This is a genomic window from Caulobacter sp. 602-2, assembly GCF_011043625.1.
Taxonomy (GTDB): Bacteria; Pseudomonadota; Alphaproteobacteria; order Caulobacterales; family Caulobacteraceae; genus Caulobacter.
Window position 1 is genome coordinate 201,943 of record NZ_JAAKGT010000006.1, and the last position, 25,059, is coordinate 227,001.

General features: G+C 67.1%; 21 protein-coding genes and 4 tRNA genes. 14 read left to right on the top strand and 11 right to left on the bottom strand.

Annotated elements, in window-relative coordinates:
• Window positions 1–104: 104 nt before the first annotated feature.
• The gene (gene phaC, locus G5B46_RS14675; protein WP_240903509.1) at window positions 105–1,880 is read right to left on the bottom strand and encodes a class I poly(R)-hydroxyalkanoic acid synthase; all 1,776 of its coding nucleotides are present in this window, start codon (window positions 1,878–1,880) and stop codon (window positions 105–107) included.
• 295 nt (window positions 1,881–2,175) lie between these two features.
• Here phaC and G5B46_RS14680 point away from each other — a divergent pair, with 295 nt between their 5' ends.
• The 5 genes from G5B46_RS14680 (at window position 2,176) to G5B46_RS14700 (ending at window position 7,505) form a co-directional block, all read left to right on the top strand.
• Window positions 2,176–2,622: a hypothetical protein gene (locus tag G5B46_RS14680; protein WP_165259754.1), complete on the top strand. Its 447-nt coding sequence runs from the start codon at window positions 2,176–2,178 to the stop codon at window positions 2,620–2,622.
• Between the two features lie 107 nt (window positions 2,623–2,729).
• Window positions 2,730–3,950: an LL-diaminopimelate aminotransferase gene (locus tag G5B46_RS14685; RefSeq protein WP_058346918.1), complete on the top strand. Its 1,221-nt coding sequence runs from the start codon at window positions 2,730–2,732 to the stop codon at window positions 3,948–3,950.
• 141 nt (window positions 3,951–4,091) lie between these two features.
• A complete protein-coding gene (locus G5B46_RS14690; RefSeq protein ID WP_165259756.1) occupies window positions 4,092–5,381 on the top strand; it encodes a homoserine dehydrogenase in 1,290 nt (429 codons plus the stop codon).
• A gap of 74 nt (window positions 5,382–5,455) precedes the next feature.
• Window positions 5,456–6,406: a class II fructose-bisphosphatase gene (glpX, locus tag G5B46_RS14695; protein ID WP_165259758.1), complete on the top strand. Its 951-nt coding sequence runs from the start codon at window positions 5,456–5,458 to the stop codon at window positions 6,404–6,406.
• 121 nt (window positions 6,407–6,527) lie between these two features.
• The gene (locus tag G5B46_RS14700) at window positions 6,528–7,505 is read left to right on the top strand and encodes a class 1 fructose-bisphosphatase (protein WP_165259760.1); all 978 of its coding nucleotides are present in this window, start codon (window positions 6,528–6,530) and stop codon (window positions 7,503–7,505) included.
• Window positions 7,506–7,540: 35 nt separating this feature from the next.
• Here G5B46_RS14700 and G5B46_RS14705 read toward each other — a convergent pair whose 3' ends face one another.
• Window positions 7,541–8,140, bottom strand: coding sequence for a hypothetical protein (locus tag G5B46_RS14705; protein ID WP_165259762.1), 600 nt, complete (start codon window positions 8,138–8,140; stop codon window positions 7,541–7,543).
• 242 nt (window positions 8,141–8,382) lie between these two features.
• Between G5B46_RS14705 and recJ the strand changes: the two genes are divergently transcribed.
• The 8 genes from recJ to G5B46_RS14745 all read left to right on the top strand — a co-directional run bounded on the left by recJ (window position 8,383) and on the right by G5B46_RS14745 (window position 12,387).
• Window positions 8,383–10,203, top strand: a complete 1,821-nt coding sequence (gene recJ / locus G5B46_RS14710) for a single-stranded-DNA-specific exonuclease RecJ (RefSeq protein ID WP_165259764.1) — start codon at window positions 8,383–8,385, stop codon at window positions 10,201–10,203.
• A gap of 69 nt (window positions 10,204–10,272) precedes the next feature.
• Window positions 10,273–10,347: transfer RNA gene (locus tag G5B46_RS14715), tRNA-Glu, on the top strand.
• A gap of 58 nt (window positions 10,348–10,405) precedes the next feature.
• A tRNA-Glu gene (locus G5B46_RS14720) sits at window positions 10,406–10,480 on the top strand.
• 173 nt (window positions 10,481–10,653) lie between these two features.
• The gene (gene cspD / locus G5B46_RS14725; protein ID WP_165259766.1) at window positions 10,654–11,244 is read left to right on the top strand and encodes a stationary phase survival cold shock domain protein CspD; all 591 of its coding nucleotides are present in this window, start codon (window positions 10,654–10,656) and stop codon (window positions 11,242–11,244) included.
• A gap of 69 nt (window positions 11,245–11,313) precedes the next feature.
• A complete protein-coding gene (locus G5B46_RS14730; protein ID WP_346764933.1) occupies window positions 11,314–11,796 on the top strand; it encodes a DUF192 domain-containing protein in 483 nt (160 codons plus the stop codon).
• A gap of 77 nt (window positions 11,797–11,873) precedes the next feature.
• Window positions 11,874–11,950 (top strand) — tRNA-Pro (locus G5B46_RS14735).
• A gap of 25 nt (window positions 11,951–11,975) precedes the next feature.
• On the top strand, window positions 11,976–12,281 hold the full coding sequence (locus G5B46_RS14740) for an ETC complex I subunit (RefSeq protein WP_058346925.1): 306 nt from the start codon (window positions 11,976–11,978) through the stop codon (window positions 12,279–12,281).
• A gap of 29 nt (window positions 12,282–12,310) precedes the next feature.
• Window positions 12,311–12,387, top strand: a tRNA-Arg gene (locus G5B46_RS14745).
• Window positions 12,388–12,682: 295 nt separating this feature from the next.
• Here the strand turns inward: G5B46_RS14745 and G5B46_RS14750 are convergent.
• Window positions 12,683–13,123, bottom strand: a complete 441-nt coding sequence (locus tag G5B46_RS14750; protein ID WP_165259768.1) for a helix-turn-helix domain-containing protein — start codon at window positions 13,121–13,123, stop codon at window positions 12,683–12,685.
• A 124-nt stretch (window positions 13,124–13,247) separates the two neighbouring features.
• Window positions 13,248–14,837, bottom strand: coding sequence for a recombinase family protein (locus G5B46_RS14755; RefSeq protein ID WP_165259770.1), 1,590 nt, complete (start codon window positions 14,835–14,837; stop codon window positions 13,248–13,250).
• Window positions 14,838–15,176: 339 nt separating this feature from the next.
• Between G5B46_RS14755 and G5B46_RS14760 the strand changes: the two genes are divergently transcribed.
• On the top strand, window positions 15,177–15,701 hold the full coding sequence (locus G5B46_RS14760; protein WP_165259772.1) for a hypothetical protein: 525 nt from the start codon (window positions 15,177–15,179) through the stop codon (window positions 15,699–15,701).
• 26 nt (window positions 15,702–15,727) lie between these two features.
• Here G5B46_RS14760 and G5B46_RS14765 read toward each other — a convergent pair whose 3' ends face one another.
• From G5B46_RS14765 to G5B46_RS14795, 7 genes are all read right to left on the bottom strand, one after another.
• Window positions 15,728–16,756: a LacI family DNA-binding transcriptional regulator gene (locus G5B46_RS14765; protein WP_165259774.1), complete on the bottom strand. Its 1,029-nt coding sequence runs from the start codon at window positions 16,754–16,756 to the stop codon at window positions 15,728–15,730.
• Between the two features lie 149 nt (window positions 16,757–16,905).
• Entirely contained in the window at window positions 16,906–18,192 is a 1,287-nt protein-coding gene (locus G5B46_RS14770) for an SGNH/GDSL hydrolase family protein (protein ID WP_165259776.1), read from the bottom strand.
• Between the two features lie 3 nt (window positions 18,193–18,195).
• Complete coding sequence (locus tag G5B46_RS14775; protein ID WP_165259779.1) at window positions 18,196–19,620, bottom strand: glycoside hydrolase family 28 protein; 1,425 nt, start codon at window positions 19,618–19,620, stop codon at window positions 18,196–18,198.
• Between the two features lie 27 nt (window positions 19,621–19,647).
• Entirely contained in the window at window positions 19,648–21,090 is a 1,443-nt protein-coding gene (gene uxaC / locus G5B46_RS14780; protein WP_165259781.1) for a glucuronate isomerase, read from the bottom strand.
• 90 nt (window positions 21,091–21,180) lie between these two features.
• Complete coding sequence (locus G5B46_RS14785) at window positions 21,181–21,984, bottom strand: FCD domain-containing protein (protein WP_165259783.1); 804 nt, start codon at window positions 21,982–21,984, stop codon at window positions 21,181–21,183.
• 9 nt (window positions 21,985–21,993) lie between these two features.
• Complete coding sequence (locus tag G5B46_RS14790) at window positions 21,994–23,472, bottom strand: mannitol dehydrogenase family protein (protein WP_165259897.1); 1,479 nt, start codon at window positions 23,470–23,472, stop codon at window positions 21,994–21,996.
• Window positions 23,454–24,974 (bottom strand): altronate dehydratase family protein, encoded by a 1,521-nt coding sequence (locus G5B46_RS14795; RefSeq protein ID WP_165259785.1) that lies wholly within the window; start codon window positions 24,972–24,974, stop codon window positions 23,454–23,456. The genes G5B46_RS14790 and G5B46_RS14795 overlap by 19 nt, the downstream gene beginning before the upstream one ends.
• Window positions 24,975–25,059 lie beyond the last annotated feature (85 nt).

Genomic DNA, 25,059 nt, shown 5'->3' on the forward strand with positions numbered 1-25,059 from the left:
CTGAGACGCCTACCGCATCCACGCAGCTTTGAGGTCTGAGAGACCCCTCACCCGGCCTCCTTTGGAGGCCACCCTCTCCCGCAAGGGGAGAGGGATTTGACTCCCTAGGCCGCCGCCTCGGCGTTCGAGCGCACGCGCACGAAGCTGCCTGGGGCGTCTTCGAAGGCTTTCAGCGGGCCCTTGGCCGGATCGCGGGCTGGGACCAGCTTGCCGGACCTGGCCTTCAGCCACTCCGCCCAATGAGGCCACCACGAGCCGGGATGTTCGACGGCGCCCGACAGCCAGCCCTCGACCGAGCCGGGCAGGTGCTCGTTGGTCCAGTGCTGGTACTTCTTGGCGTCGGGATGGTTGATCACGCCGGCGATGTGGCCCGAGCCCGCCATGGTGAAGGTCACCGGTCCGCCGAACGCCCGCGCACCGCGATAGACGCTGCGATAGGGGGCGATGTGGTCGTCCTTGGACGACTGCACGTAGATCGGCGTCTTCACCTTCGACAGGTCCAGCTGCTCGCCGCCCAGGCTCAGGCGGCCATGGGTGAGGTTGTTGTCCTTGTAGAAGTTGCGCAGGTAGAACAGGTGCAGCGATTTGGGCATCCGCGTCTGGTCGGCGTTCCAGAACAGCAGATCGAACGGGCGCGGCTCCTTGCCCATCAGGTAGTTGTTGATGAAGAACGACCAGATCAGGTCGTTGCCGCGCAGCGCGTTGAAGGTGTCGGCCATCGACTGGCTGGGCAGGAAGCCGCCCTGCTGGTCCATCCGCGCCTCGATTTCCTTCAGCCAGGCCTCGTCGGTGAAGAGCAGCAGGTCGCCGGCCTCGGCGAAGTCCTGCTGGGCGGCGAAGAAGGTGGCCGAGTTGATCCGCTTGTCGCCCCTGGCGGCCATGTGGGCCAGGGCGCAGGACAGCAGCGTGCCGCCGATGCAGTAGCCGACGGTGTTGACCTTATCGACGCCGCACTGGGTCATCACCTGCTGGCTGGCGTCGTAGACGCCCTCCAGCATGTAGTCCTCGAAGGTCTTGGCCGCGAGCCGGGTGTCGGGATTGACCCACGAGGCGACGAACACCGTGAAGCCCTGGCCGGTCAGCCAGCGGATCATCGAGTTCTCGGGGCGCAGGTCCAGGATGTAGAACTTGTTGATCCAGGGCGGGAAGATCAGCAGCGGGATCTCGTGCTGCTGCTCCGTGGTCGGATCGAACTGCAGCAGCTGCAGGATGTCGTTCTGGTAGACCACCTTGCCCGGCGCGGTGGCGACGTTCTCGCCGACCTTGAACTTGGCCAGGTCGGTCTGGCTGATGGCCAACTGTCCGCCGCCGCGCTCCAGGTCGGCGGCGAAGTTCTCCATGCCGCGCTTGAGGCTCTCGCCGTTGGTCTGCATCACCTCGCGCAGGGCCGCAGGGTTGGAGATCAGGAAGTTCGACGGCGAGAAGGCGTCGGTCAGCATCTTGGTGAAGAACTCGACCCGGCGCTTGGACTGCGGGTCGACGTTCTCGGCCTGGGCGACCAGGCCGTTCAGCCAGTTGGACGTCAGCAGGTAGGACTGCTTCATCATGTCGAACACCGGATTGGTCACCCAGTCCGGATCGGAGAAGCGCTTGTCGCCATGGGCGGGGCTGACGACCGGTTTGGTCTCCTCGCCGACGGCGCGACGGGCGGCCGACTGCCAAAGCTCCATGTAGCCGTTGAAGAGGTCGGCCTGGGCGCGCAGCAGCCGGTCGGGTTGAGCCGCCAGGCTGCCGATCACCTCGTTGAGGGCCGGCGCGACGTGGAACGGGTCGGGCGACAGGGCCGCGGGCCGGTCGGCCTGGCGCAGGGCGGCCTCGGCGATCGCGCCCTGGGCGGTGACCGCCGCGCGGGCCAGGTTGGCCGACAAAGCCTCCATCATCCGCCGCTGCTCCTCGGTCAGCAACGAGGCGAAGTCGGGCCCGCCGGCGGCCTGGGGCGATTCGGGTTGGGGATCGGGTTGCGGGGGCGGAGGAGGGGGCTTTGGCGTCGCGGCGGCCGTCTTGCGCGGTGCGGAAGGCTTGCGGGGCTTCGCCGCCGTCTTGACGCCCTTGCCCGCGTCCTTGCCGTCGCCCTTGGCCATGCGCGTTCCTTCCGCCTGAATGTCGCTTATCGACCGCCGATTCTCGTTCGGCGCCTTCCGCTCGCCGCGATCATCGCATAAGACCTGAGACAAGATGAACGGCCAAACCGGTAAAATCGTACGTTTCGGCGCCTCGCTCTCGGTCCTCGCGGCCGTGCTGTCGGCCTGCGCCTCGTCGCCGTTCACGCCGCCGCCGGTCGACGCCACCTCGCCGGTGGCCGCCGCCGCCGAAGCGGCCGGCAAGGAGCGGGGCAAGATCCCGAGCCTGGCCGCCATTCCGACCGTTCCGACGGATATTCCCAAGCCGGGCGAGTACAAGGCCCAGGTCCAGGCCGAGCAGGCCGCGGCCGCTCAACTCCGTCGCGACACCGCGCCGGGGACCTTCGCCCTGTCGGACACCGAGGGTTTCGCCGCTCGCGCCCAGCGCGCCGGCCGCGTTCCGCCGTCGGAAATCCCGACCGTAGCCGATCGCGCCGAGACCGAAGCCTTCGCCAAGGCTGCTCGCGGCCGAGCTACCCCGCCTCCGTCCAAGCCCCAATAGGGCGACGGAGGCATAATTTTCCTTGAACTGGCTTGGCTAGGCCCCGCTTGGGGTCTATCCATGCCCGACTTTTCGCTCCTGCAGCGCCAGAGGGCGCACGAGCCATCATGACCGCCGACTTTCACCGTATCCGCCGCCTGCCGCCCTACGTCTTCGAAGAGGTCAACCGCATCAAGGCACGCCTGCGCGGCCAGGGCGTCGACATCATCGACTTCGGCATGGGCAACCCGGACATGCCGACGCCCAAGCACATCGTCGACAAGCTGATCGAGACCTCGCGCGATCCGCGCGCCGGCCGCTATTCGGCCTCGAAGGGCATCCCGGGCCTGCGCAAGGCCATGGCCGGCTACTACGAGCGCCGCTTCGGCGTGAAGCTGAACCCCGACACCGAGGTGATCTCGACCCTCGGCTCGAAGGAAGGCTTCGCCAACCTCGCCCAGGCCCTGACGGCTCCCGGCGACGTCATCATCTGTCCGAACCCGGCCTATCCGATCCACGCCTTCGGCTTCATCATGGCCGGCGGCGTCATCCGCCACGTGCCGGCGCTGAGCCCCGAGCAGTACCTCAGCAACATCAGCCGCGCGGTGAAGCACTCGGTGCCGCCGCCGTCCGTGCTGATCCTGTCCTATCCGTCGAACCCGACGGCCCAGACGGTCGATCTCGACTTCTACAAGGACGCCGTCGCGCTGGCCAAGAAGCACGATCTGCTGGTGATCAGCGACGTGGCCTACGGCGAAATCTACTTCGAGGATAACCCGCCGCCGTCGATCCTGCAGGTCGAAGGCGCCAAGGACATCGCCGTCGAGGTCAACTCGCTGTCGAAGACCTACGCCATGGCCGGCTGGCGCGTGGGCATGGTGGTCGGCAACGCCCGCATCTGCGCGGCGCTGGCCCGCGTGAAGTCGTATCTCGACTACGGCGCCTATACGCCGGTGCAGGTGGCCGCGGCCGCCGCGCTGAACGGTCCGCAGGACTGCGTCGAGGAGATCCGCGGCATCTACAAGGGCCGCCGCGACACCCTGGTCTCGTCGATGAAGCGCGCCGGCTGGGACATCCCCAACCCGCCCGCCTCGATGTTCGCCTGGGCGAAGATCCCGCCGCAGTTCGAGGCGGCCGGCTCGATGCTGTTCTCGCGCCTGCTGATCGAGGAGGCCGGCGTCGCCGTCGCTCCGGGCATCGGCTTTGGCGAGTACGGCGAGGGCTATGTCCGCATCGGCCTGGTCGAGAACGAGCACCGCATCAAGCAGGCCGCGCGCAACGTGAAGAAGTTCATCGCCAACGCCGACCAGATCCTGGCCAAGGCTCACAACAGCCTCGAGCAGGCCTGACCCGTTTGCGAAATCCTCGCCCCTGACAGGGTCGGGGTGAGAATTTCCACTTCATATGCCCGCAATAGCCCTCATCCTGAGCCTGTCGAAGGACGAGGGCGGCCCCGCCAAAGGGCCGCACCGACCACGAGGAACCGCACCATGACTCAGAAAACCTGGCGCGTCGGCGTCGCCGGCCTCGGCACCGTCGGTGGCGGCCTGCTGCAGTTCCTCAACGCTCGCCCCGATTTCGCCCCGGCCGGCGATCGCGCCGAGGTGGTCGCGGTGTCCGCTCGTTCGAAGTCGCGTCCGCGCACGGTCGACATCTCGGGCCTGGAATGGTTCGACGACCCGGTCGCCCTGGCCAGCTCGCCCAATGTCGACCTGTTCGTGGAGCTGGTCGGCGGCAGCGACGGTCCGGCCAAGGCCGCGGTCGAGGCGGCGCTGAAGCTGGGCAAGCCGGTGGTCACCGCCAACAAGGCCCTGATCGCCGAGCACGGCGCCGAACTGGCCGCCCTGGCCGAGGCCAACAACGTGCCGCTGCTGTTCGAAGCGGCGGTGATGGGCGGCACGCCGGCGGTGAAGATGCTGCGCGAGGCCATGGTCGGCGACGACGTCGTCTCGGTGGCCGGCATCCTCAACGGCACCTGCAACTACATCCTCTCGGAGATGGAAAAGACCGGCCGCGACTTCGCCGACGTGCTGCGCGAGGCCCAGGCCCTGGGCTATGCCGAGGCCGATCCGACCATGGACGTCGGCGGTTTCGACGCCGGCCACAAGATCACCATCCTGGCCGCCCTGGCGTTCGGTTGCGCCCCCAACTACGAGGCCGCCGAGATCGAGGGCATCAGCGAGGTCGAGCTGCTCGACATCAAGCTGGCCAAGGACCTCGGCTACCGCATCAAGCTGATCGCCGGCACCTCCAAGACCGACGACGGCGTGGCCGTGAAGGTCCATCCGACCCTGATCCCGCTGGCGCATCCGCTGGCCCAGGCCGGCGGCGCCCTGAACGCGCTCTTCATCGAGGGCACGCGTATCGGCCGCATCTTCATCCAGGGACCGGGCGCGGGCGCCGGGCCGACGGCCGCCGCCGTCGCCGCCGACATCGCCGACGTCATGACCAAGGCGGTGCGTCCGGTGTTCCAGGCTCCGGCCGGGGCGCTGGCGCCGTTCGTGGCGGTGGATCCGACCAAGTCGGTGGGCAAGGCCTATCTGCGGATCATGGTCCGCGACGTGCCCGGGGCCATCGCCGCGATCTCCGAAACCCTGGCCGAATGCGGCGTCTCGATCGACGCCTTCCTGCAGAAGCCCGTGGAAGGGGCGGGGGGCGTGCCGATCGTGCTCGTCACCCATGCGACTCCCGAATCCAAGCTGCTCGACGCGATTAGCCGCATCGAAAAGCTGCAGGCCGTGCTAGAGCGTCCCCGTCTTCTGCGCGTCGCGCGCAACTAGAGATCGCGAGCAACAAGCGGTCCAGGTGTGGAAGACATTGGGAAATTAGCCTCGCCACGGGCTGGGAGACACTGATGAGTTCTAACACCCTGGACCGTTCTCTGGTCCTGGATGCGGTCCGCGTGACCGAAGCGGCCGCCATCGCGTCATGGACCATGGTCGGCCGGGGTGACGAGATGGCCGCCGACCAGGCCGCCGTCGACGCCATGCGCAACGCGCTGAACGAGCTTTCCATCGACGGCGAGATCGTCATCGGCGAGGGCGAGCGCGACGAGGCGCCGATGCTCTACATCGGCGAGAAGGTGGGCCGTGGCGGCCCCACCGTCGACATCGCGCTCGATCCGCTGGAAGGCACGACCCTGACGGCCAAGGCCATGCCCAACGCGCTGGCCGTGATGGCCTGGGCGCCCAAGGGCACGCTGCTGAACGCGCCAGACACCTACATGGACAAGATCGCCTGTGGTCCGGGCTATCCGGCCGGCGTGATCGATCTGGACAAGTCGCCCGCCGACAACGTCAAGGCCCTGGCCGCGGCCAAGGGCGTCGAGCCCTCGCAGATCACCGTCTGCGTGCTGGACCGCCCGCGTCACGCCGAGATCATCGCCTCGGTCCGTTCGGTCGGCGCGCGCGTCAACCTGATCACCGACGGCGACGTGGCCGGCGTCATCAACACCGCCGATCCTGCCACCGGCATCGACCTTTATCTCGGCTCCGGCGGGGCGCCCGAGGGCGTCCTGGCCTGCGCGGCGCTGAAGTGCGTCGGCGGCCAGTTCCAGGGGCGGCTGATCTTCCGCAACGCCGACGAGCGCGCCCGCGCCGCGCGCTGGGGCGTCACCGAGTTCGACAAGAAGTACGACCTGCACGAGATCGTGCGGTCCGACGCCATCTTCGCCGCCACCGGCGTCACCTCCGGCGCGCTGCTGGACGGCGTGGGCTTCAAGGACGGCTTCGTCCACACCCACAGCCTGGTGATGAATTCCTCGACCGGCGCCGTGCGCGAAGTGCGCATGAAGCGTCGCGCCTAGGCTTTGTCGGGCCGGCGGTCCCCGTCGGCCCGTTCGCACTCGTAATATTGTCGTACTAGTCTGCGAGTCGCTCGCGCCGCGGCGACTGATCGCCGCCTCGTACAGTCTAAGGCTCTTCTCCATGACCGCCCTGATCGATCTCGCCAGCCACCTCGCCGGCGATCCCTCCAGCCCCGCGGTCAAGACCGTCGTCACCGAGATCGCCGCCGCCTGCGCTCGCATCAGCCGCGTGGTGGCCGGCGGGGCCATTCTGGGCAATCTCGGCGCGGCCGGGATCACCAACGTCCAGGACGAAGAGCAGAAGAAGCTCGACATCCTGACCAACGACCTGCTGAGCGACGCCTTGAAGGCCTGCGACCCGGTCGCCGGCATCGCCTCGGAAGAGCTCGAGCATGTCGAGACCACCGGCCGCCAGGGCGGCTACCTGGTCACCTTCGATCCGCTCGACGGCTCCAGCAACATCGACGTCAACGTCTCGGTGGGCACGATCTTCTCGATCCTGCCGGCGCCGGAAGGCCGCGAGCCCGAAGAGGTCGACTTCCTGCAGCCGGGCCGCCACCAGGTGGGCGCGGGCTATGCCGTCTATGGCCCCCAGACCATGCTGGTCCTGACCCTGACCTCGGGCGTGGTGGGCTTCACCCTGTCGGCCGACGACAAGTGGCTTCTGACCCACGCCTCGTCGACCATCCCCGCCGACACCGCCGAGTTCGCCATCAACATGTCGAACCAGCGCCACTGGGCGCCGCCGATCCGTCGCTATGTCGACGGCTGCCTGGCCGGCAAGGAAGGCCCGCGGGGCAAGAACTTCAACATGCGCTGGGTGGCCTCGATGGTCGCCGACGTGCATCGCATCCTGATGCGCGGCGGCGTCTTCATGTACCCCTGGGACGCTCGCGAGCCGGGCAAGCCGGGCAAGCTGCGCCTGATGTACGAGGCCAACCCGATGGCCCTGATCGTCGAGCGCGCGGGCGGCAAGGCCACCGATGGCGTCACGCCCATCCTCGATCTCGCGCCCAGCAAGCTGCACCAGCGCGTGCCGGTGGTGCTTGGCTCGGCCAACGAAGTGGAGCAGGTCGCCAGGGAAACGGCCGCCGGTTGACGGCTTGCGCGCCCTTCGAGGGAAGGGCGCGCCCGTCAGCGGGCGAGGGCCGCCTTCGAGCGCAGGGCGGCCGCGGTCGCCAGGATCGAACTGATCAGCACCAGCTCGCCGGCGTTGCCGAGCCAGAACACGCCGCTGGCGGCGCTGCCGAACATCGCCAGGGCGCCCAGGCACAGCCAGGGCACGCCGGCTCGCCGCCACAGCAGGCCGCCGACGCCGATCAGCACCAGCACCGTCACGATCGACGGGATGGGCGGGCTGGCGGCCGCGTGGGCGTAGCGCAGCGTGCCGCCGTACTCCTTGAGCACCAGGTCGAGGTTGAAGATCTCGGTATAGGCGCCGAGCGCCACGAGCAGCGCGGTCAGGACCCACACCCAGGCGCGCAGGCGCAGTCTGGCGATCCAGAAGACGATCGGGATCAGCAGCGGCGTCAGCAGGCCGTGGGCGACATAGCGCGGCACCGACAGGCCCACGAGCAGGTCGCCCGGCCCGACCAGGGCTCCGGCGGCGACAATGGCGTTGTCCCAGCACAGCGCCAGGATGATCACCGTCAGGGGCCACAGGCGCAGGAAGCCTGCATACACGCTGGCGGCCAGCATGCCCGCCGCCATCAGCCAGAACACGAGGGTGATCACGAGGGGGCTCCGTCCGATTCGCTGTCTCTATTCATGGGCGAGGTTAGAGCGGTCATGATCGCCGGCGTCTGCGGCGAGCGAAGTCGTCGCCACACGATCAGGCGCCTTTCAGGAGAGCTCGCCAGGCGCGCTTGACCTGGGTCATGTCCGCTTTCGCCGCAGCGGCCTGTCATGGATCGAATCCCGCAAAGGCGATAGGGTCGCCCCATGCCCCAAGACGCTGATTTCAGGCTGGTTTAGCCATGGCCGCCGACGGTCACGCCAATCCCGCCGCCACCGAGGCCTTTCTGGGCGTCGAGCGCTCCCTGTCCGGTCGCGCCTGGCGCGAGCGTCCCGCCGACGCCGCCGTGGCGCGCGACATCGCCCGCCTGCACGGCCTTTCCGAGCCCCTGGCCCGCGCCCTGGCCGCGCGGGGCGTCGGCCTCGACGGCGCGCGCGACTATCTGCAGCCGACCCTGAAGTCGCTGTTCCCTGACCCGTCCAGCTTCACCGACATGGACCGGGCCGCCGAGATCCTGATCGACGCCCTGGAGCAGGGGCGGCCGACCATGGTGTTCGCCGACTACGACGTCGACGGCGCCACCAGCGCGGCCCAGCTGGTGCGCTGGTTCCGGCACATGGGCGTCGAACTGCCGATCTACATCCCCGACCGGCTGAAAGAGGGCTACGGGCCCAGTCCCGCCGCCTTCAAGACCATCCGCGAGACGGGGGCGGAACTGGTCGTCACCCTCGACTGCGGGGCGGCGGCCTACGACGCCATCGCCAGCGCCGCCACGATCGGCCTGGAGGTCGTGGTCATCGACCATCACCTGATGCGCGAGGACCCGCCGGCCGCGGCCGCCGTCGTCAATCCCAACCGCCCCGGCTGCCAGAGCGGGCAGGGCGTGCTGGCCGCCGCCGGCGTGACCTTCATCCTCCTGGTGGCCCTCAACCGCGAGGCCCGCAGGCGCGGCCTATTCAGCGAGGCGCGGCCCGAACCTGATCTTCGCCAATGGCTGGACCTGACGGCGCTGGGCGAAGTCTGCGACGTCACCCAGCTGGTGGGCTTCAACCGCTCGCTGACGGCCACGGGCCTGCGGGTGATGTCCAACTGGGCCAATCCCGGCCTGAAGGCCCTGCTGGAGGTCGCCAAGGGGCAGGGGGCGGCCAGCGTGTTCCATGCCGGCTTCATCCTGGGCCCGCGAATCAACGCCGGCGGGCGCATCGGCCGCTCCGATCTCGGAGCCCGTCTCCTGTCGACGGACGACCCCATCGAGGCCAGGGCCCTGGCCGAGGAGCTCGACCTCCTCAACACCGAGCGCAAGGCCGTCGAGGCCGCCGTGGTCGACGAGGCCGTGGCGATTCTCGAGCGCAGCAGCAACTTCAATCCGGATGCGCCGGTCATCGTCGTCGCCGGCGACGACTGGCACCCGGGCGTCGTCGGCATCGTCGCCAGCCGCCTGCGCGAGCGCTATCGCAAGCCGACCCTGGTGATCGGCATCGATCGCGCGGCGGGGGTAGCCAAGGGGTCGGGTCGCTCCCAGCCGGGGGTGAATCTCGGTCGCGCCGTGCAGGCCGCGTTCGAGGCCGGCATCCTGATGGCGGGCGGCGGTCACGCCATGGCCGCGGGCCTGACCGTGCGCCCCGATTCGATTCCGGAGCTGCGCGCCTTCCTGGAGGAGGCCCTGGCCGGCGAGATGGAGGCCGTGGGAGCCGAGTCGGTCGAGATCGACGCCCTGGTGCAGCCGCGCGCGGCCAATCGAGGCCTCTGGAGCGAGTTCCAGCAGATGGCGCCGTTCGGTCCTGGCAATGTCGAGCCGACCTTCGCCCTGGCCGGCGTGCGGCCCGAGCGGGTGATGGCCCTGCGCGGCGGCCACGTGCGAGTCGACCTCGTCGGACCCAGCGGAGATCGCATCAAGGCCGTCTCCTGGCGCTCGGCCGAGACCGATCTTGGCCGCAGGCTGCTGGCGGGCGGCGGTGCGCTGCACGTCGTGGGCCGCCTGAAACCCGATGATTACATGGGCCGGGAAGGGGTCCAGCTTGAGATCGAAGACGCCGCCGACCCGCGCATGTGGACGGATTAAAAAAATCGCATCTGACCGCTTGCGCTCTCCGGGGAGCCTTTGTATATCCCCGGCTCCTCGCGGCGACGCGGTCCCTTCGTCTATCGGTTAGGACGCCAGATTTTCAATCTGGAGAGAGGGGTTCGACTCCCCTAGGGACTGCCAGTCGCGAGGCGTCTACTTTTGAACTACTGCGGATTACCTTGCTTCTTCGAAGCTTAGTGGTCCCTTCGTCTATCGGTTAGGACGCCAGATTTTCAATCTGGAGAGAGGGGTTCGACTCCCCTAGGGACTGCCAACCGCAGAGTTCAGAGTTTTCCATACGACATAGAAGGCGCGACTAAACGTCGCGCCTTTCGTATTGCGCGCTCACCGCATCATTTGGCCATTGACGGCCCTCCCTTACCGAGAACACTGTTATTCTTGTGGTGCTCGCTCCTTTGGGCTGTTTGGGCGAGCCAGAGGGGCGGAATGTCTGGTTACGACTTGGATGCATCGGGCGCGCACGAAGACCTCGTGCGCATCAGCGGCCGTGTGAAATGGTTCGACGTCGGAAAGGGCTACGGCTTCATCGTTCCCGACGACCCGGGCCAGACCGGCCTGAAGGACGTCCTGCTCCACGTCACCTCCCTGCGCAATTGCGGCCGCGAGTCGGCGCTCGAGGGCTCGGCGATCGTCTGCGACGTGGTCAAGCGGCCCAAGGGCTGGCAGGTCAGCGAGGTCGTCGACCTCGACGAGACCTCGGCCCCGTCGCCCCTGGAGCGCCCGCGTCGCACCTTCGACGAGTCGGCGCCCCGGCGTGACGGTCCGCGCGCTTTCGGCGGCGCGGCGCGCCAGTCCCTGACTCCTGCCGGTCCGCCCGAGCGGGCCAAGGTCAAGTGGTTCAACCGCACCAAGGGCTACGGCTTCGTCGTCCGCGACGAGGCGCCGGGCGACATCTTCGTGCACATCGAAACCCTGCGCCGCGGCGGGCTGGAGGATCTCCAGCCGGGCGACGACGTCATGGTCCGTTTCGCCCAGGGGCCCAAGGGGCTGGTCGTGGCCGAGATCACCGCCGCCTGAGGCGGCTTTTCCGGTCGGCGAGGGGCGGGTAGGGTCCTGGCCGGTTCTCCATGTCCTGGCGAGGCGTTCTTGGCCCTTCTCGACGATCCGCGGCGGCGCGACGCTCTGAGGCTGCTGGCAGGCGTGGTTCCGGTCCTGGCGGGCGCGGGCGAGGCCTTCGCCGCCGGCCCGCGTCTCGAGCCGCTGGAGATCGTCACCGGCCGAGGCGTGGCCCGTTTCCAGGTCGAGATCGCCGCCACCGAGGCCGAGCAGCGCAAGGGGCTGATGTTCCGCAAGTCGCTGGCCCCGGACCGCGGCATGCTGTTCGTCTACAAGAAGCCGCAGCGCGCGGCGTTCTGGATGAAGAACACGCTCATCGCGCTCGACATCCTCTATGTCGGGCCGGACGGGCGCATCCTGTCGATGGTCCGCAATGCTCGCCCGCTGGACGAGATGCCGCTGCCGTCGGGCGGCCCCGTGCTCGGCGTTCTCGAGATCGCCGGAGGCCGGGCGGGGCAGCTTGGCGTGCTTCCCGGCGATCGCGTGCGGCACCGGATCTTCCCCAAGGGCTGAGCCACGTCGAAAATCCCGCCCGCGCAGGCTTGCGTTTCGCCCCCAAAGCCGAGTAGGAGCAAGCCCTTGCTGGTGTCCGGAGCGTAGCGCAGCCTGGTAGCGCATCTGTTTTGGGAGCAGAGGGTCGCAGGTTCAAATCCTGCCGCTCCGACCACCGGCAGATCCGTTTGGAGAGGCTCATGCTCGCCCGCATCTATCGTCCCGCCAAGAACGCCATGCAGTCGGGCAAGGCCAAGACCAAGGATTGGGTGCTGGAGTTCGAACCGGCCTCGGCCCGCAAGCCTGACCCGCTGATGGGCTGGACTCAGTCCAGCGACATGAACGGCCAGGTCCGTCTCACCTTCGAAACCCGCGACGAGGCCATCGCCTACGCCCAGCGGCACGAGATCTCGTTCCAGCTGTTCGAGCCGAAGGTTCCCAAGCGCATCATCAAGGCCTACGCCGACAACTTCGCGACCAACCGCAAGCAGCCCTGGACCCACTGAGGGTCTCCCGGGCTAAGCGCGGCCAGCGCGCGCCCTTAGCTCAGTTGGATAGAGCATTCGCCTTCTAAGCGAACGGTCGCAGGTTCGAATCCTGCAGGGCGCGCCAAGGTCTTTCGAAGGATAAAACTCTTTCAAATTCAAATGCTTAATGGTTTTCGGGGGCGGCGCTTCGACCTGCATTTGCTCGAAAAATCTGGCTAAGTGGTTGTTCTGGAGGGACTAATTCGGGTTCGAATCCTGCAAGGTGAAATATCGTCTGAGTTGTATTTCTGGGCGTGCCGCCGCTTAGCGCCAGCCAGACGACTTGTCATTTTGAGACGCGGGCTTCGAGCCGTTGGATAGCGATCACGGGGCGTGGACGCCGTTGCCGGCCTAGCTTTCACTGCCGCGCCAGCCCCAAGTTATGTCTCTTGCTTGCGCCGTCGCTTCAAGGGTTCGAGCTTGATGACGAAGGCGTAGGCGTCGCCGTCAGTCCAATAGGTCTCATCAGGACCGAGTAACGCCTTGCGCCAAGCGTGATCCTCGTGGGTTCGTCGCCACCGGCACAGCGCGGAAAGGCTTTTGAAGCCCATGCTGGATGCGAGTGCGGTGAGTGTCATGCTTGGTGAGGAGTACCATTCGCACAGCATTCTTAGTCGAACGCAGATCAGGATCTCCGAATAGGTCGATCCTTCATTTGCAAGGTTCCGGTTCAGCGTGCGCCGATTCATTGAGAGCCGTTCGGCGACCTTGCTCTCGGTGCAGGCGCCTGAAGATAGGAGCTCGGTGATCAGCGCGTTTGCCTTGGCGCTGAGGTCGGCCTGAGTGTGGCCGAGCGGAATTTTTCGAGCCGAACGATCCATGGCGTTGGCCTGCCCGATGTCTCAAGAGATCAGGTTTAACGCCCCAAATCGTCAAGTGTGACGGCGGGGCAGTGCGGATCGCAGCCGTCGTCCTGTCCGAAGCGATTGTAGAGGGCAGTCGAGTCTACGAAGGTGCGCTGCTGAACGTCTGGAGCAAGTCGGCCCGCGACCCGTAGATCTTGATCTCGAGCGGAGAGATCACTTCTACCCGCTGGGTGACGGCCCGGATGAGGCTGCGACGGAAGGCGCTGTTGTCGCTCCGGAACATGGCCCTGGCTGCTTCTGAGAAGGTCCGGACAAGCTCTGGCGTCAGGTTGGGCGTGATTTGGTCGATCGCAGCGGCGGCGCGCTGCGCGTCGCCCTCGGCCCTGTCGCGGAGCGATCTCAGTTCGGCGATGCGTCGCGTAAGAGACTTGTCGGTCGGGTCGGCGACGCCTTGCTCGATGGAAAGGTAAAGACGTTGCAGGCGCTGGTTGACCTCGGTCACTCGCTTTCGCAGGTCGGCGAGTTGGCGATGACGACGCTTGTTCCAATCGGTCCGACGTTCGACGATCGTTTCCAGCATGGTCATCAACCTCGCCGGGTTGAGCAGGCGATTTTCCAGGTGGTCGATGACCGAGGCGTCCAGCAGGTCCATGCGCACGCTCATGCCGCCGCAACCAAGGGCGCCTTGCCGGGCCTTGGTGCTGCAAGCGTAGTAGCGATAGGCGCCGCCCTTGCCCGTGCGCAGGGTCATGGCGCGACCGCACGACCCGCAAACGCAGATCCCGCCCAGCAGCACGGGGCTATTCACGAAGCGTGGCGCCATGACCCGTGGATTGCGCCGGGACATGGCTTGCTGGACCGCATCGAACACGTCCCGATCGATGAGCGCCGGCACGGGCATGATCACCTGCTCGTCCTGGTTCTTTGGCTCCTGGCTGGCGTAGTGGCGCCGATTGAAGCGGTGTTCGCCGACATAGGTGGTCTGGGTCAGGACGTAGTGGACGGAGCCGTTTCCCCAGCGCCCGCCGCCCCGCGTGCCGATGCCCTGATCGTTGAGGTAGGTTGCGATGGCCTTGACCCCCATCGGTCCGCTACCGTCGGCGCCGTGGAGCGCAAGGCGGTACATCAGCCGCACCGTCTCCGCGCCGATGGGATCGATTTCCAGTTTGCGCTTGGTCTTCAGCCCGCGCTGCTCGGCGTCGACCACGCGATAACCGATCGGCGGCAGAGCGCCGTTCCAGAAGCCCTGGCGAGCGTTTTCCTTCATGGCCCGCAGGGTGTGCTTGGCGTTTTCCTTGGACTGGTACTCGTCGAAGAGGTTCATCATCTGGCGCGCCATGAGCCCCATGGGATCGTCGCCGACTTCCTGGGTGATCGAGATGATGCGCACGCCGTTCTTGGCCAGCTTCCGGGCGTAAAACTCGAACTGAAACTGGTCACGGAAGAAGCGTGAGAACGAGTGAACGAGGATGACCTGAAACGGCGGCGGCCTCGTCAACGCTGCGTCGATCATCTTCTGGAAGGCCGGACGACGGTCGTCTGTGGCCGTATTGCCAGGCTCAACGAACTCCTCGGCCACTGGCCAAGTCTTGGCCTCGCTATAGGCGCTGAGCTGACGACGCTGGTCGGGAATGGAGAGGTCGCTATCGGCCTGGCGGCCAGTGGAAACCCGCAGATAGAGCGCAGCGCTTGTCGGAGCGAGCGAGAAGGGGGTCTTGAGCTGAGCCATCTCTTGTTCCTCGAGTCAGGGGAGGGGAGAGGGGCGAACGGTTCCCGGCGCCTCGGCCAGATGGGCCTCCGCGATCGATTTCCTGCTCGTGTCACGTAGCCAACTGCGAAGCGCCCACTATGGACGCGCGCAATTGCACATCGATGCAAGACCGCCGATCATCCAGGCGTAGAAAGAGAAACAAGCGGCGGCAATCGGCGGGATTGAGGTTCGTGGTTTCCGCCAGCAGCGGCGGTGCGCCCGCCTAACGCCCGCACCTGACTCAACGCCGAAGTCGGGAAGGTCCGCTTCCTGGAGGTCGGGACGAGGCGAGCAACGCGTCCCCAGTTGCGGGCAATATTGCTCATCGCTGAACTTGGGAGGGTCTTCGCACTCTGCTTTGGCCTGCATCTCTTCAAGCTGGTGGACCTTAGCGAGCCTGCTCCCGCTTTTCTCTTCATCGCCTCCGAGGAAGAAGTGTCAGAGGGATTTCTCCTGGACGAGGCCGCGGCCTTTTACCGGCGCCTTCACGAAACCGGTGCCTTCTATCCCGCGCTCGAGACGACTCTGGCCAAGCGAATGACGGTCATGAACTGCCAAAAACTCTTTCTCGAAGCGCTGGCCCATTACGTGCGGACGCAATGCCAGGGCGAGGCGCGAAGGGCGCGTCTGGAGCGGATGGTGACCAGGCTCATTGCCGAATGGGGCTTCGAAAATCCGGCCGCGCACGATCTAGGCCGCGCGCGCCGTCAAGTGCGCGTCGCACTTGAGCCAGGGGACAAGCTGATAGCCCATTTCGCGCCGAGGTTTCTGGTCGGTCGCCCTGCATCCTTTTCCTACCGCGAAGTGCAGTTGCTGGTGCGAGAGCGATATCCGCGCCGTTAGGGCGCCTTGGCCTGTCTGGGCGGCCGTTAGCAAGCGCGCCGAGGGCCTGTACTTTGACGCACGACCACCGATAGCGGGATCTGCGTGGTGTCGGACGGCGCCGGTCGGCCGCCTTCGAGATGGAGAAGCAGCCGCTGGGCGGCCCGCTCGGCAATTGTCCGCATCGGGCGATTGATCGTCGTCAGCGGCGGGGTGACGACCTGGGCGATGCTGCTGTCGTCGAACCCGGCGACCGAAAGGTCGTCCGGCACCACGATCCCGAGGCCATGGGCCACACGAAGGACCCCCGCAGCCATGAAGTCGTTGGCCGCGAAAATCGCGGTGGGTCGGTTGGCGGTGTCCAATATCTCGGTGGCGCAGCGAAGTCCGGACTCGAAGCTGTAGTCGCCGGCCGTGATGCTGAACGGCTTCAGGCCCGCTTCGTCCAGGGCGTCGAGGAAGCCGAGGCGTCGCTGCTGAGCCGAGTTGAAAGCTGGCCGGCCAGAGACGAAGGCGATGTCTTCATGGCCCTGTTCGATCAGGCTGCGCGTCAGATCGCGTGCGGCTTCGCGCTCCATCGGAAGCAGCATGTCGGCACCGGCAATGGGGACGCTGGCGATCGCGATCAGAGGCGTCCCCGTCTGCGCGATCGCGTCATGAAGTTCGGCCAATTCCGAGACCGGCGGCAGGACAATCACGCCGTCGACACGCGAGCGCTGGACAAAGCCGCGAACGTCATCGAGCAGATCACTCGATCCATACCGGCAGGGGTGGACGACAAGCTCGATGCCTTGCGCGCCCAGCATGGCGGTCAGGCCACGCTGCACAGGGTCGAGAACGAGGGCGTTGGGGTCGTCGTGGATCAAGCCGACGAGATTGGAGCGGCCCGTGGCAAGCGCGCGGGCGCGAGCGCTTGGCTTATAGCCCAAGGCGTCGATCACCTCCTGGACCATGGCGCGGGTCCGGGCGTTCACCGCCGCCGATCCATTCAGGACACGCGAGACAGTCCGTTCCGAGACGCCACAGCGTTCGGCGACATCGGCGATGGAGGCGTCAGTGGGCAGAATTCTGGTCATCAAGCGTACATGGCAAACCTTCAAACGCTTTAGCCAATCGTGAGCGTGTGTCGAGTGCTTCAGCCCCTAGCCTATCTTCCGAAGGAGGCGCGCGTCCTCTCTCCAGGCAAGAGAGCCGCGCGGTGACGGCCCGCCTGCTACCGTCTGACTCACCTGCGCCTGGCAACCAGAAGGTCCAGCGGAATAGCGTCTGCGATCGCTCTATAGCCCGCGGGGGACGGGTGAAGATGGTCGCCGCTGTCGTACTCGGCCCGAAGCGTGGCGGGGCGATCTTGATCTCTCACAACGGCGTCCAGATCGATGACGGCGTCGAACACGCCGGACGTGCGGATCCAGTCATTGACGGCTTGGCGATCGGCGTCTGCGTCAGCGTCCGAGCGATAGGCCTTGGCGCCGCCGAAAGGCAGGATCGTCGCGCCGACGACCCGCACTCCGCGAGCGTGCGCCCGTTCGACCACTTGCCGATAGCCGCTCTTTAATCCCTCCACCACGACCTGGCGCGTATCGGGGGTTACAGGCCCCTCGCGGGACACGAACCCGATATCGTTGACCCCGATGAGGACGATAAGCGTCTGGACGCCGGGGAGGGAAAGGGCGTCGCGGTCCAGCCTGGCCAGACCGCTCGGACTCAGCCCGTCCTTCAACAGCCGGTTGCCGCCGATGCCGGCGTTGATGATCGCCCAGTGACGTCGCTTCGGGTCCGCCTGCAGCCGTTCCGCCAAAAGGTCAGGCCAACGCTGATAGCTGTTGTCGCGCGTTCCGCTCCCGTCGGTGATGGAGTCGCCGAACGCCGCGATGACGACGGCTTTCGGGTTTTCGACTTCTACGGCAGACAGCTGAAGCCATTGCAGAATCGTCGCCGCAGCGGGGAGGTCAGCGGCGCTCGGATCGGCCCCGGCGGCGAGGTAGGTCGTCGTGCGCGCGGCCCTATGGATCGTCGCACCGGGCGGTGCGACCGGAAACTGCAGGGTCACGGCCAAACGCGCCAAAGGCGCCACCGGCATGTCCACGGGGTCCGAAAGGTAGACCGCGCCCGGTGGGATGATGACCCAGTCGCGACCATCGAACGTAACCTTGCGGACGGAGCTCGGATCGATCGCGGCCGATTTCGGCTTGCTGGATAGCGCCAGGCGCGCGGCGTCGATCTGGAGCGGCCCTGACCCAAAGGCATTGGAAAGCCGCAGTCGGACGCGTTTGCCGCCGCCGGTCAATCGCACAACCTGGCGAACCGTCGTCGGTCCCTGGGCAAAGGGCGGCGGATGGGCTGCATCGGCGGTCATCAGCCCGGTCGACCAGGCGCTGACCCAGCCTGAACCAGCCTCGCTGGCCTCTGCCGGCGCGAGGGACGAGGCCAGCAGGCCCAATGCCGCCAGAAGCGCCGCCTGCAGCACGCGGGACCGACCGCGCGTGAACGAAAGTGCGAAGGTGTCCCGCATGGATCAGAGGCTCGCCACGATGTCGCCGTTGACCTTCACGTTGGCGAGCTTGAGCCCTTCGGTGAATGCGATCACGCTCGGCGCCGTGACGCCCTCGAAGCGACAGTCGCGAAGCTCGATGTCGGTCACTGGCGCGTCGGGCAGCCCCTGGCTGTCGATCACCCGAAAGGCGCGCTTGGCGGTCAGCCGTTCGATCCTGACATGGCGCAGGATGGGCTTGAACTTTCCGCGGGCGCCTTCCTCGTAATTGAAGTCGCAGGTGATGACCGCGTGACTCACCTGCCCGACCTTGATGTCTCGGTAGTAGAAGTGCTCGAGCAAGCCGCCACGCGCGGCGTTGTTCTTGAAGCGGATGGCGTACATCAGATCGGGACTGTCGAGCTCGCAGTTTTCGGCGAAGACGTGGTGGACCCCGCCGGCGATCACCGAGCCGATGACGAGGCCGCCGTGACCTCGCCTCATCGTGCAGTTTCGGATCAGGATATTCTGCGATGGCGTGGCCAGGCGTCTCCCGTCGGCGTCCCGCCCCGAGTCGATGGCGATGCAATCGTCGCCGGTGTCGAAGACGCAGTCTTCGATCACCATCAGGTCGCAGCTTTCAGGGTCACAGCCGTCGTTGTTGGGGCCGTGGCTCATGACGTCGACACCGCGGACGATGACGTTCCGACACAGGACAGGGTGGATGTTCCAGAATGGAGATCGGCGGATCTGGACGCCTTCGATCAGCACGTTCTCGCAGTCGTAGGGCTGAATGGTCGGCGGCCGTAGGTAGTGGCCCTCGCCCATCACCCGCTGTTCGACCGGGACACCGTCCTCGGCCATTTTGAACAGCGCCGCCCGAGAAGGCTTTTGATCAGGCATGCCCGGGCGCCAGCCGTAGTCTTCCTTGCCGCCCCAGCGTCCTTTCCACGACCACCAGTGCTCGGGACTGGCTTGGCCGTCGATCGTCCCTTCGCCGGTGATGGCGATGTTGCGTTCCTTGTAGGCGTAGATCAGCGGCGAATAGTTCATCGCCTCCGTCCCCTCCCACCGCGTGAAGACGATCGGATAGTCGGTCGGCTCCGTGCTGAAGAGCAGGGTGGCGCCTTCGGTAACATGCAGATTGACGTTGGACTTCAGCCGGATCGCACCGGTGAGATAGCGCCCCGCCGGCACGACCACGCGGCCGCCGCCTGCCTTCGCGCACGCCTCGATCGCCGCGGCGAAGGCGCTGGTGTTCAGGAACAGGCCATCGCCTTTGGCGCCGAACTGGGTGACGGGAAAATCGCGCTTGGGGAAGGCCGGCGCCCGAACCGTCTTGGCGATCCATCGCGCTCGCGCCCAGGGGTCCAGACGTTCCGCCGCGAGGACGGATGAGGGCAGCAGCCCTGTCAGGGCGGCCGCGGCGACCTGGGTTAGCAGGGCGCGTCGTGAGGTTTGACCGGTCATCATGATCATCCCTGACCTAAGCGCGCTTCAGTGCGCGCGCCTGAGCATCCCGGGGACGTCAAGCTTGTAGGCCTTCTTGGGCAGGTTAAAGGTGAGGTCGACGATCAGCTCCTGGGCCTCGACCAGGTCCATGCGATGCTCGACCACCATGCGGCCCAAGAAGGCGCTGTCGACGCGGCGGGCGACGTCGTGGCGGGCGGGGATCGACAGGAAGGCGCGGGTGTCGTCGTTGAAGCCGACGGTGTTGTAGAAGCCGGCGGTCTCGGTGACCTGCTCGCGGAAGCGCATCATGCCTTCCGGGCTGTCGTGGAACCACCAGGACGGACCCAGCTTCAGCACCGGATAGTGGCCGGCCAGCGGGGCCAGTTCGCGGCTGTAGGTCGTCTCGTCCAGGGTGAAAAGGATGATCGACAGGCGCGGGTCGTTGCCCAGGCGGGTCAGCAGCGGCTTCAGCGCATCCACATACTCGGTGCGCATCGGGATGTCGGCGCCCTTGTCGCGACCGTGGCTCTGCAGCAGACCGACATTGTGATTGCGGTGCGAGCCGGGGTGGATCTGCATAACCAGGCCGTCCTCGAGGCTCATCTTGGCCATCTCGGTCAGCATCTGGGCGCGGAAGAGCTCAGCCGACTGAGGGGTTACATCCCCCATCAGAAGGCGGTCGAAGAGCGCTTCAGCTTCGACGTCCGAAAGGTCGGCGGTGGCTGCGGTGGGATGGCCGTGGTCGGAGGAAGTGGCGCCGGCCTCGATGAAGGCCTGGCGGCGCAGTCGATGGCCCTCGAGATAACCCTTCCAGCTGTAGACGTCCTGACCTGACACCTCGGCGAACCGCTCCAGGGCGCGAGGACAGCGCTCGTCTTCGAAGTCGATGACCGCGTCGGGGCGATAGGCGGTGATGACGTGGCCGCCCCAGCCGCTTTCGCGGATCGCCTTGTGGTGCTTCAGAGGATCATGCGGCCCCTCGGTGGTGGCCAGGGTCTCGATGTTGAAGCGGTCGAACAGGGCGCGCGGGCGGAAGGCGTCGGTCGCCAGGGCCTCGTTGATGCCGTCGAAATAGGCGTCGGCGTTGTCCTCGCCGAGGAACTCGGTGAAGCCGAACACCTTAGAGAACACGTGGTTCAGCCAGATCCACGACGGCGTGCCGCGGAAGAGGTGGAAGTTCTCGGCGAACAGCTTCCAGGCCGCCCGCGGATCGGTGGCCGGGACGCCCGTCTTGCGGGGAACCTTCAGGTCGTCCAGCGCCACGCCCTGACTGTAGAGCATCCGGTAGATGTAGTGGTCGGGCGCCAGCAAAAGGTCGGTCGCGTCGCGGAACGGCTCGTTGGTCGCGAACCAGGCCGGATCGGTGTGGCCGTGCGGGCTGATGATCGGCAGGCCCGCGACGGTCGCATAGAGCTCGCGCGCGACGCTGCGCACGGAGGGATCGGCGGGAAAGAGTCTGTCGTCGTCCAGCTTGAGAGGGCGGGTCATGGTGTGGGGCCTATCGGTTCGTCTGGGCAAGATCGGAGAAGGCGCCAGGCGATCGGCTGCGCGGGCCGAGGCTCTGGCGAGAAGGTCAAATCAAGCATCCGGGCCGTAGCGGGGGATGTAGCGCATCGACCTTTTGGCCGGCGCTGCCGCCTCGGCCTCGCTGAGTAGGCGATCGAGCACCTCGGCCATCGCCGCCTGAGCGCGGGCGGGGTCGTGGTTTCTGATCGCGTCGGCGATCAGTCGCTCGGCCGCCTGGTCTCGGGCTTCCAGGTGTGGCTGAGCGTCCTCTACGGGCGCGAGCTCGAGCGTTGCGGCGACGATGGATCGGATCTGCTGGAAGAAGCGATTTCCGCTCGCATCCAAAATAGCGGCATGGAAAGCGAACTCGGCGTCGCGAACTTCCTCTCTGCCCGAAGCGCCTTCAAGGGTGGCCAAGGCCGCCTCAATCGCGCCGCGCTGGACCGGCAAGGCCGATGCTGCAGCCATGGCCGCAGCGGCCGGCTCGACGCTTCTGCGAACCTGCATGAGCTCAATCCTGAGCCGACAGGCGCCCTTGGCCTTCAGCAGCCAGCCAAGAATTTCCTGGTCGAACAGGGGCCATTGGTCCTGGGTGGCGACAACCGCCCGTCGGCCGCCGGCGCGCGGCAGGATCAGGCGCCGGGCCGCCAGGATCTTCACGGCGTCCCTGGCCGTGGCGCGTGAAACGCCATAGCGCTGGGTGATCTCCTGTTCGCTCGGAAAGACCTCGATATCGTATCGACCCGTCACGATCGACCGGCCGAGATCCTCCGCCGTCGTCTGAGGCTGGCTGTCGACCCGCACCACGCGTTGGGCGGGAGAGGCGATCGGCGATGGGAGGCGAGGATCGTGGCTCATCTCTTGGCTCGACAGCAAGGGCTTGTCCTACGCAGCGCCAGCCAGCAGGCCGGCGTGCAGGTCGAGATCGGCATAGGCTTTCTGAAGGGCGTCGAAGAACCTGTCGTCGGCCGCCAGCTGTGCCGGGAACACCGCCTCCACCGCCAGGAAGGCGGCCACGTCGCCCTTCGCCTCTCCCGGCAGAGCCTGGACCACGGCCAGCAGGCGGTCGGCCAGCGGATCGGTGACGGCGACGCCCTCGGCGGCGCGGGCTTTCAGGAACTGGAACCAGGCGGCGATCGGTACGGCCAGGCGCTCGACGCTGCGGCCGGCCTCCAGGGCGTCCTTCACCGTGCCGAGGATGCGGAAGGGCAGCTTCTGCGAGCCGTCCCAGGCGATCTGGCTCAGCAGGTGGCGGATCTCGGGGTTGCGGAAGCGGTCGAGGATGGCCTCGGCGTAGGCGGGCAGGTCCAGGCCGCGCGGCGCGGTCAGGGTCGGGATGATGTCCTGGACCATCAGGTCGCGGGCCAGGGCTTCCAACGCCGGATCGCCCACCGCCTGGAACACGGTCTCGTGGCCCTTGAGCAGGCCGGCATAGGCCAGGGTGGAGTGCACGCCGTTAAGCAGGCGCAGCTTGGCCCGCTCGAAGCCGCGCACGTCGTCGGTCAGGGTCACGCCCACCGAGGCGAGGTCCGGAGCGCCGTCGCCCAGCACGTCCTCGACCACCCACTGGGTGAAGGCCTCGCGCTGGATCGGCCAGGCGTCGGCCAGGCCCGTGGCGGCCTGGACGCGGGCGCGCAGGGCGTCGTCGGTGGCCGGGGTGATGCTGTCGACCATGGTGCGCGGGAAGGCGGCCTTGGCCTCGATCCAGGCGGCCAGGGCAGGATCCACGGCCTGGGCGAAGGCGATCACGGCCGCCTTCAGCCGCCAGCCGTTGTCGGCGAGGTTGTCGCAGGCCACGACCGCGTAGGGCGCAAGGCCCGCGGCGAAGCGGCGGCGCAGGCCCTCGACGATGTAGCCGACGGCGCTGACCGGCTGGCCGGGCGAGGCCAGGTCGTGGACGATGTCGGGGTGGGCCGTATCGAGCTTGCCCTCGCCGGTCAGGGTGTAGCCCTTCTCGGTGACGGTCAGGGTGACGAGGCGGGTCTGCGGCGCGGCCAGGCGGGCGAAGACGGCGTGCGGGTCTTCCGGCGCGACCAGCACTTCGAGGATCGAGCCGATGACCCGGAAGCTGGTCTCGCGGTCGAGCTGGGCCAGGGTGTAGAGGCCGTCCTGGGGGCCAAGGGCGTCGCGCACGCCAGGGCTCTTCAGCGACACGGCGCAGATCCCCCAGCGTGGGTCGCTCTCGAGCAGGCGATCGAAATAGAATGCCTGGTGGGCGCGGTGGAAGGCGCCGGGGCCGAAGTGGACGACGCCGATCTCGACCTTGTCGCGGTCGTAGGCAGGCAGTTGCACCCTCGGCGAGGCGCCGAAGACGCTGCCGCTCGAAAGACGGTCCAGCGAAGGGGTCAAAGGGTCACTCCCGATTTCCAGATGGCGATCTCGCGCTCGCCGTTGCGCTCGGCCTTGGTCTCCTGGCCCGAGGCGGTGGCGACCACCAGATCGAGAAGGGAGCCCGCGGCCTGGTCCATGGTCTGGCCGTCCAGCACCACCCCGGCGTCGAAGTCGATCCACGACGGCTTGCGGGCCGCCAGGGCGCTGTTGGACGCGATCTTCAGCGTCGGGGCGGGAAAGCCCAGAGGGGTGCCGCGGCCGGTGGTGAACAGGATCACCGTGGCGCCGGCGGCTGTCAGGGCGGTGGACGACACCGCGTCGTTGCCGGGCGCCTCGAGCAGGGTCAGGCCGTGCAGGCCGACCCGCTCGCCATAGCGCAGCACCTCGACCAGCGGCGCGCGGCCGCCCTTCTGCACCGCGCCCAGGGATTTCTCCTCCAGGGTGGTGATGCCGCCGGCGATGTTGCCGGGCGAGGGGTTCTCGTAGATGGGCTGGCTGTTGTCGATGAAGTAGCGCTTGAAGTCGTCGATCACCGCCACGGCCTCGTCGAAGATCTCGCGACTTGCAGCCCTTTGCAGCAGCACGTTCTCGGCTCCGAACACCTCGGGGATCTCGGTCAGCACCGGCGTGCCGCCGGCGGCGGCCACCTTGTCGGCGATGCGGCCGACCAGCGGGTTGGCGGTGACGCCGGAGAAGCCGTCCGAGCCGCCGCACTTCAGGCCCACCACTAGTTCGGAGATCGGGGCGGGCTCGCGGCGGTCCTGTTCGGCGATGGCGACCAGTTCCTCGACGGCCTCCAGGCCCTGCTCATATTCGTCCTCGACGAACTGGGTGGTGAATGAGCGCAGCCGTTCGGGATCGAGGTCGGGCGCGCTTTCCAGGAGCGCCTTCAGCTGGTTGTTCTCGCAGCCCAAACCCAGGATCAGCACGCCGCCGGCGTTGGGATGGGCGGCCAGGCCCGCGATCAGCTGGCGGGTGTGGGAAAGATCGTCGCCCAACTGCGAGCAGCCGAACGGGTGGGGGAAGGCGAACACGCCATCGACGCGGCCGGCGAAGCGGGCGTTGGCCTTTTCGGCGATGCGGCGGGCGGTGTTGGCCACGCAGCCGACGGTGCACAGCACCCAGATCTCGTTGCGGGTGCCGACCCGGCCATTCTTGCGGCGATAGCCGAGGAAGCTGCGCTCGCCGACCACCTCGGTGTTGTCCGTGGCGGCCGGGGCGTAGGCGTAGCCCTCGACGCCTTCCAGCCGGGTCTCGACGTTATGGACGTGCACGTGGTCGCCGACGGCTATGTCGCTGGTGGCCCGGCCGATCGGCCAGCCGTATTTCAGCACGTCCTGGCCTTTCGCGGCGGCGCGGACGGCGATCTTGTGACCCTTGGGGATCTCGCTCCGCACCAGGATCGATTGGCCGTGCAGATCAACGGTTTCCCCGGCGCTGAGGGGCCGCAGGGCGGTGGCGACGTGGTCGCGCGGGTCGACGCCGTGGATGGCGCCGTCGATCTCCGAGCTCTGGTCGTCCGTAGAAAGGGGCACTGGGCCTTCATCCCCTATGAGCTGCGCCTCGATCTGAGCGCGCGGAAAAGATCAAGGCAGGCAAGGCTGCCGAAGTTGTCGAAGG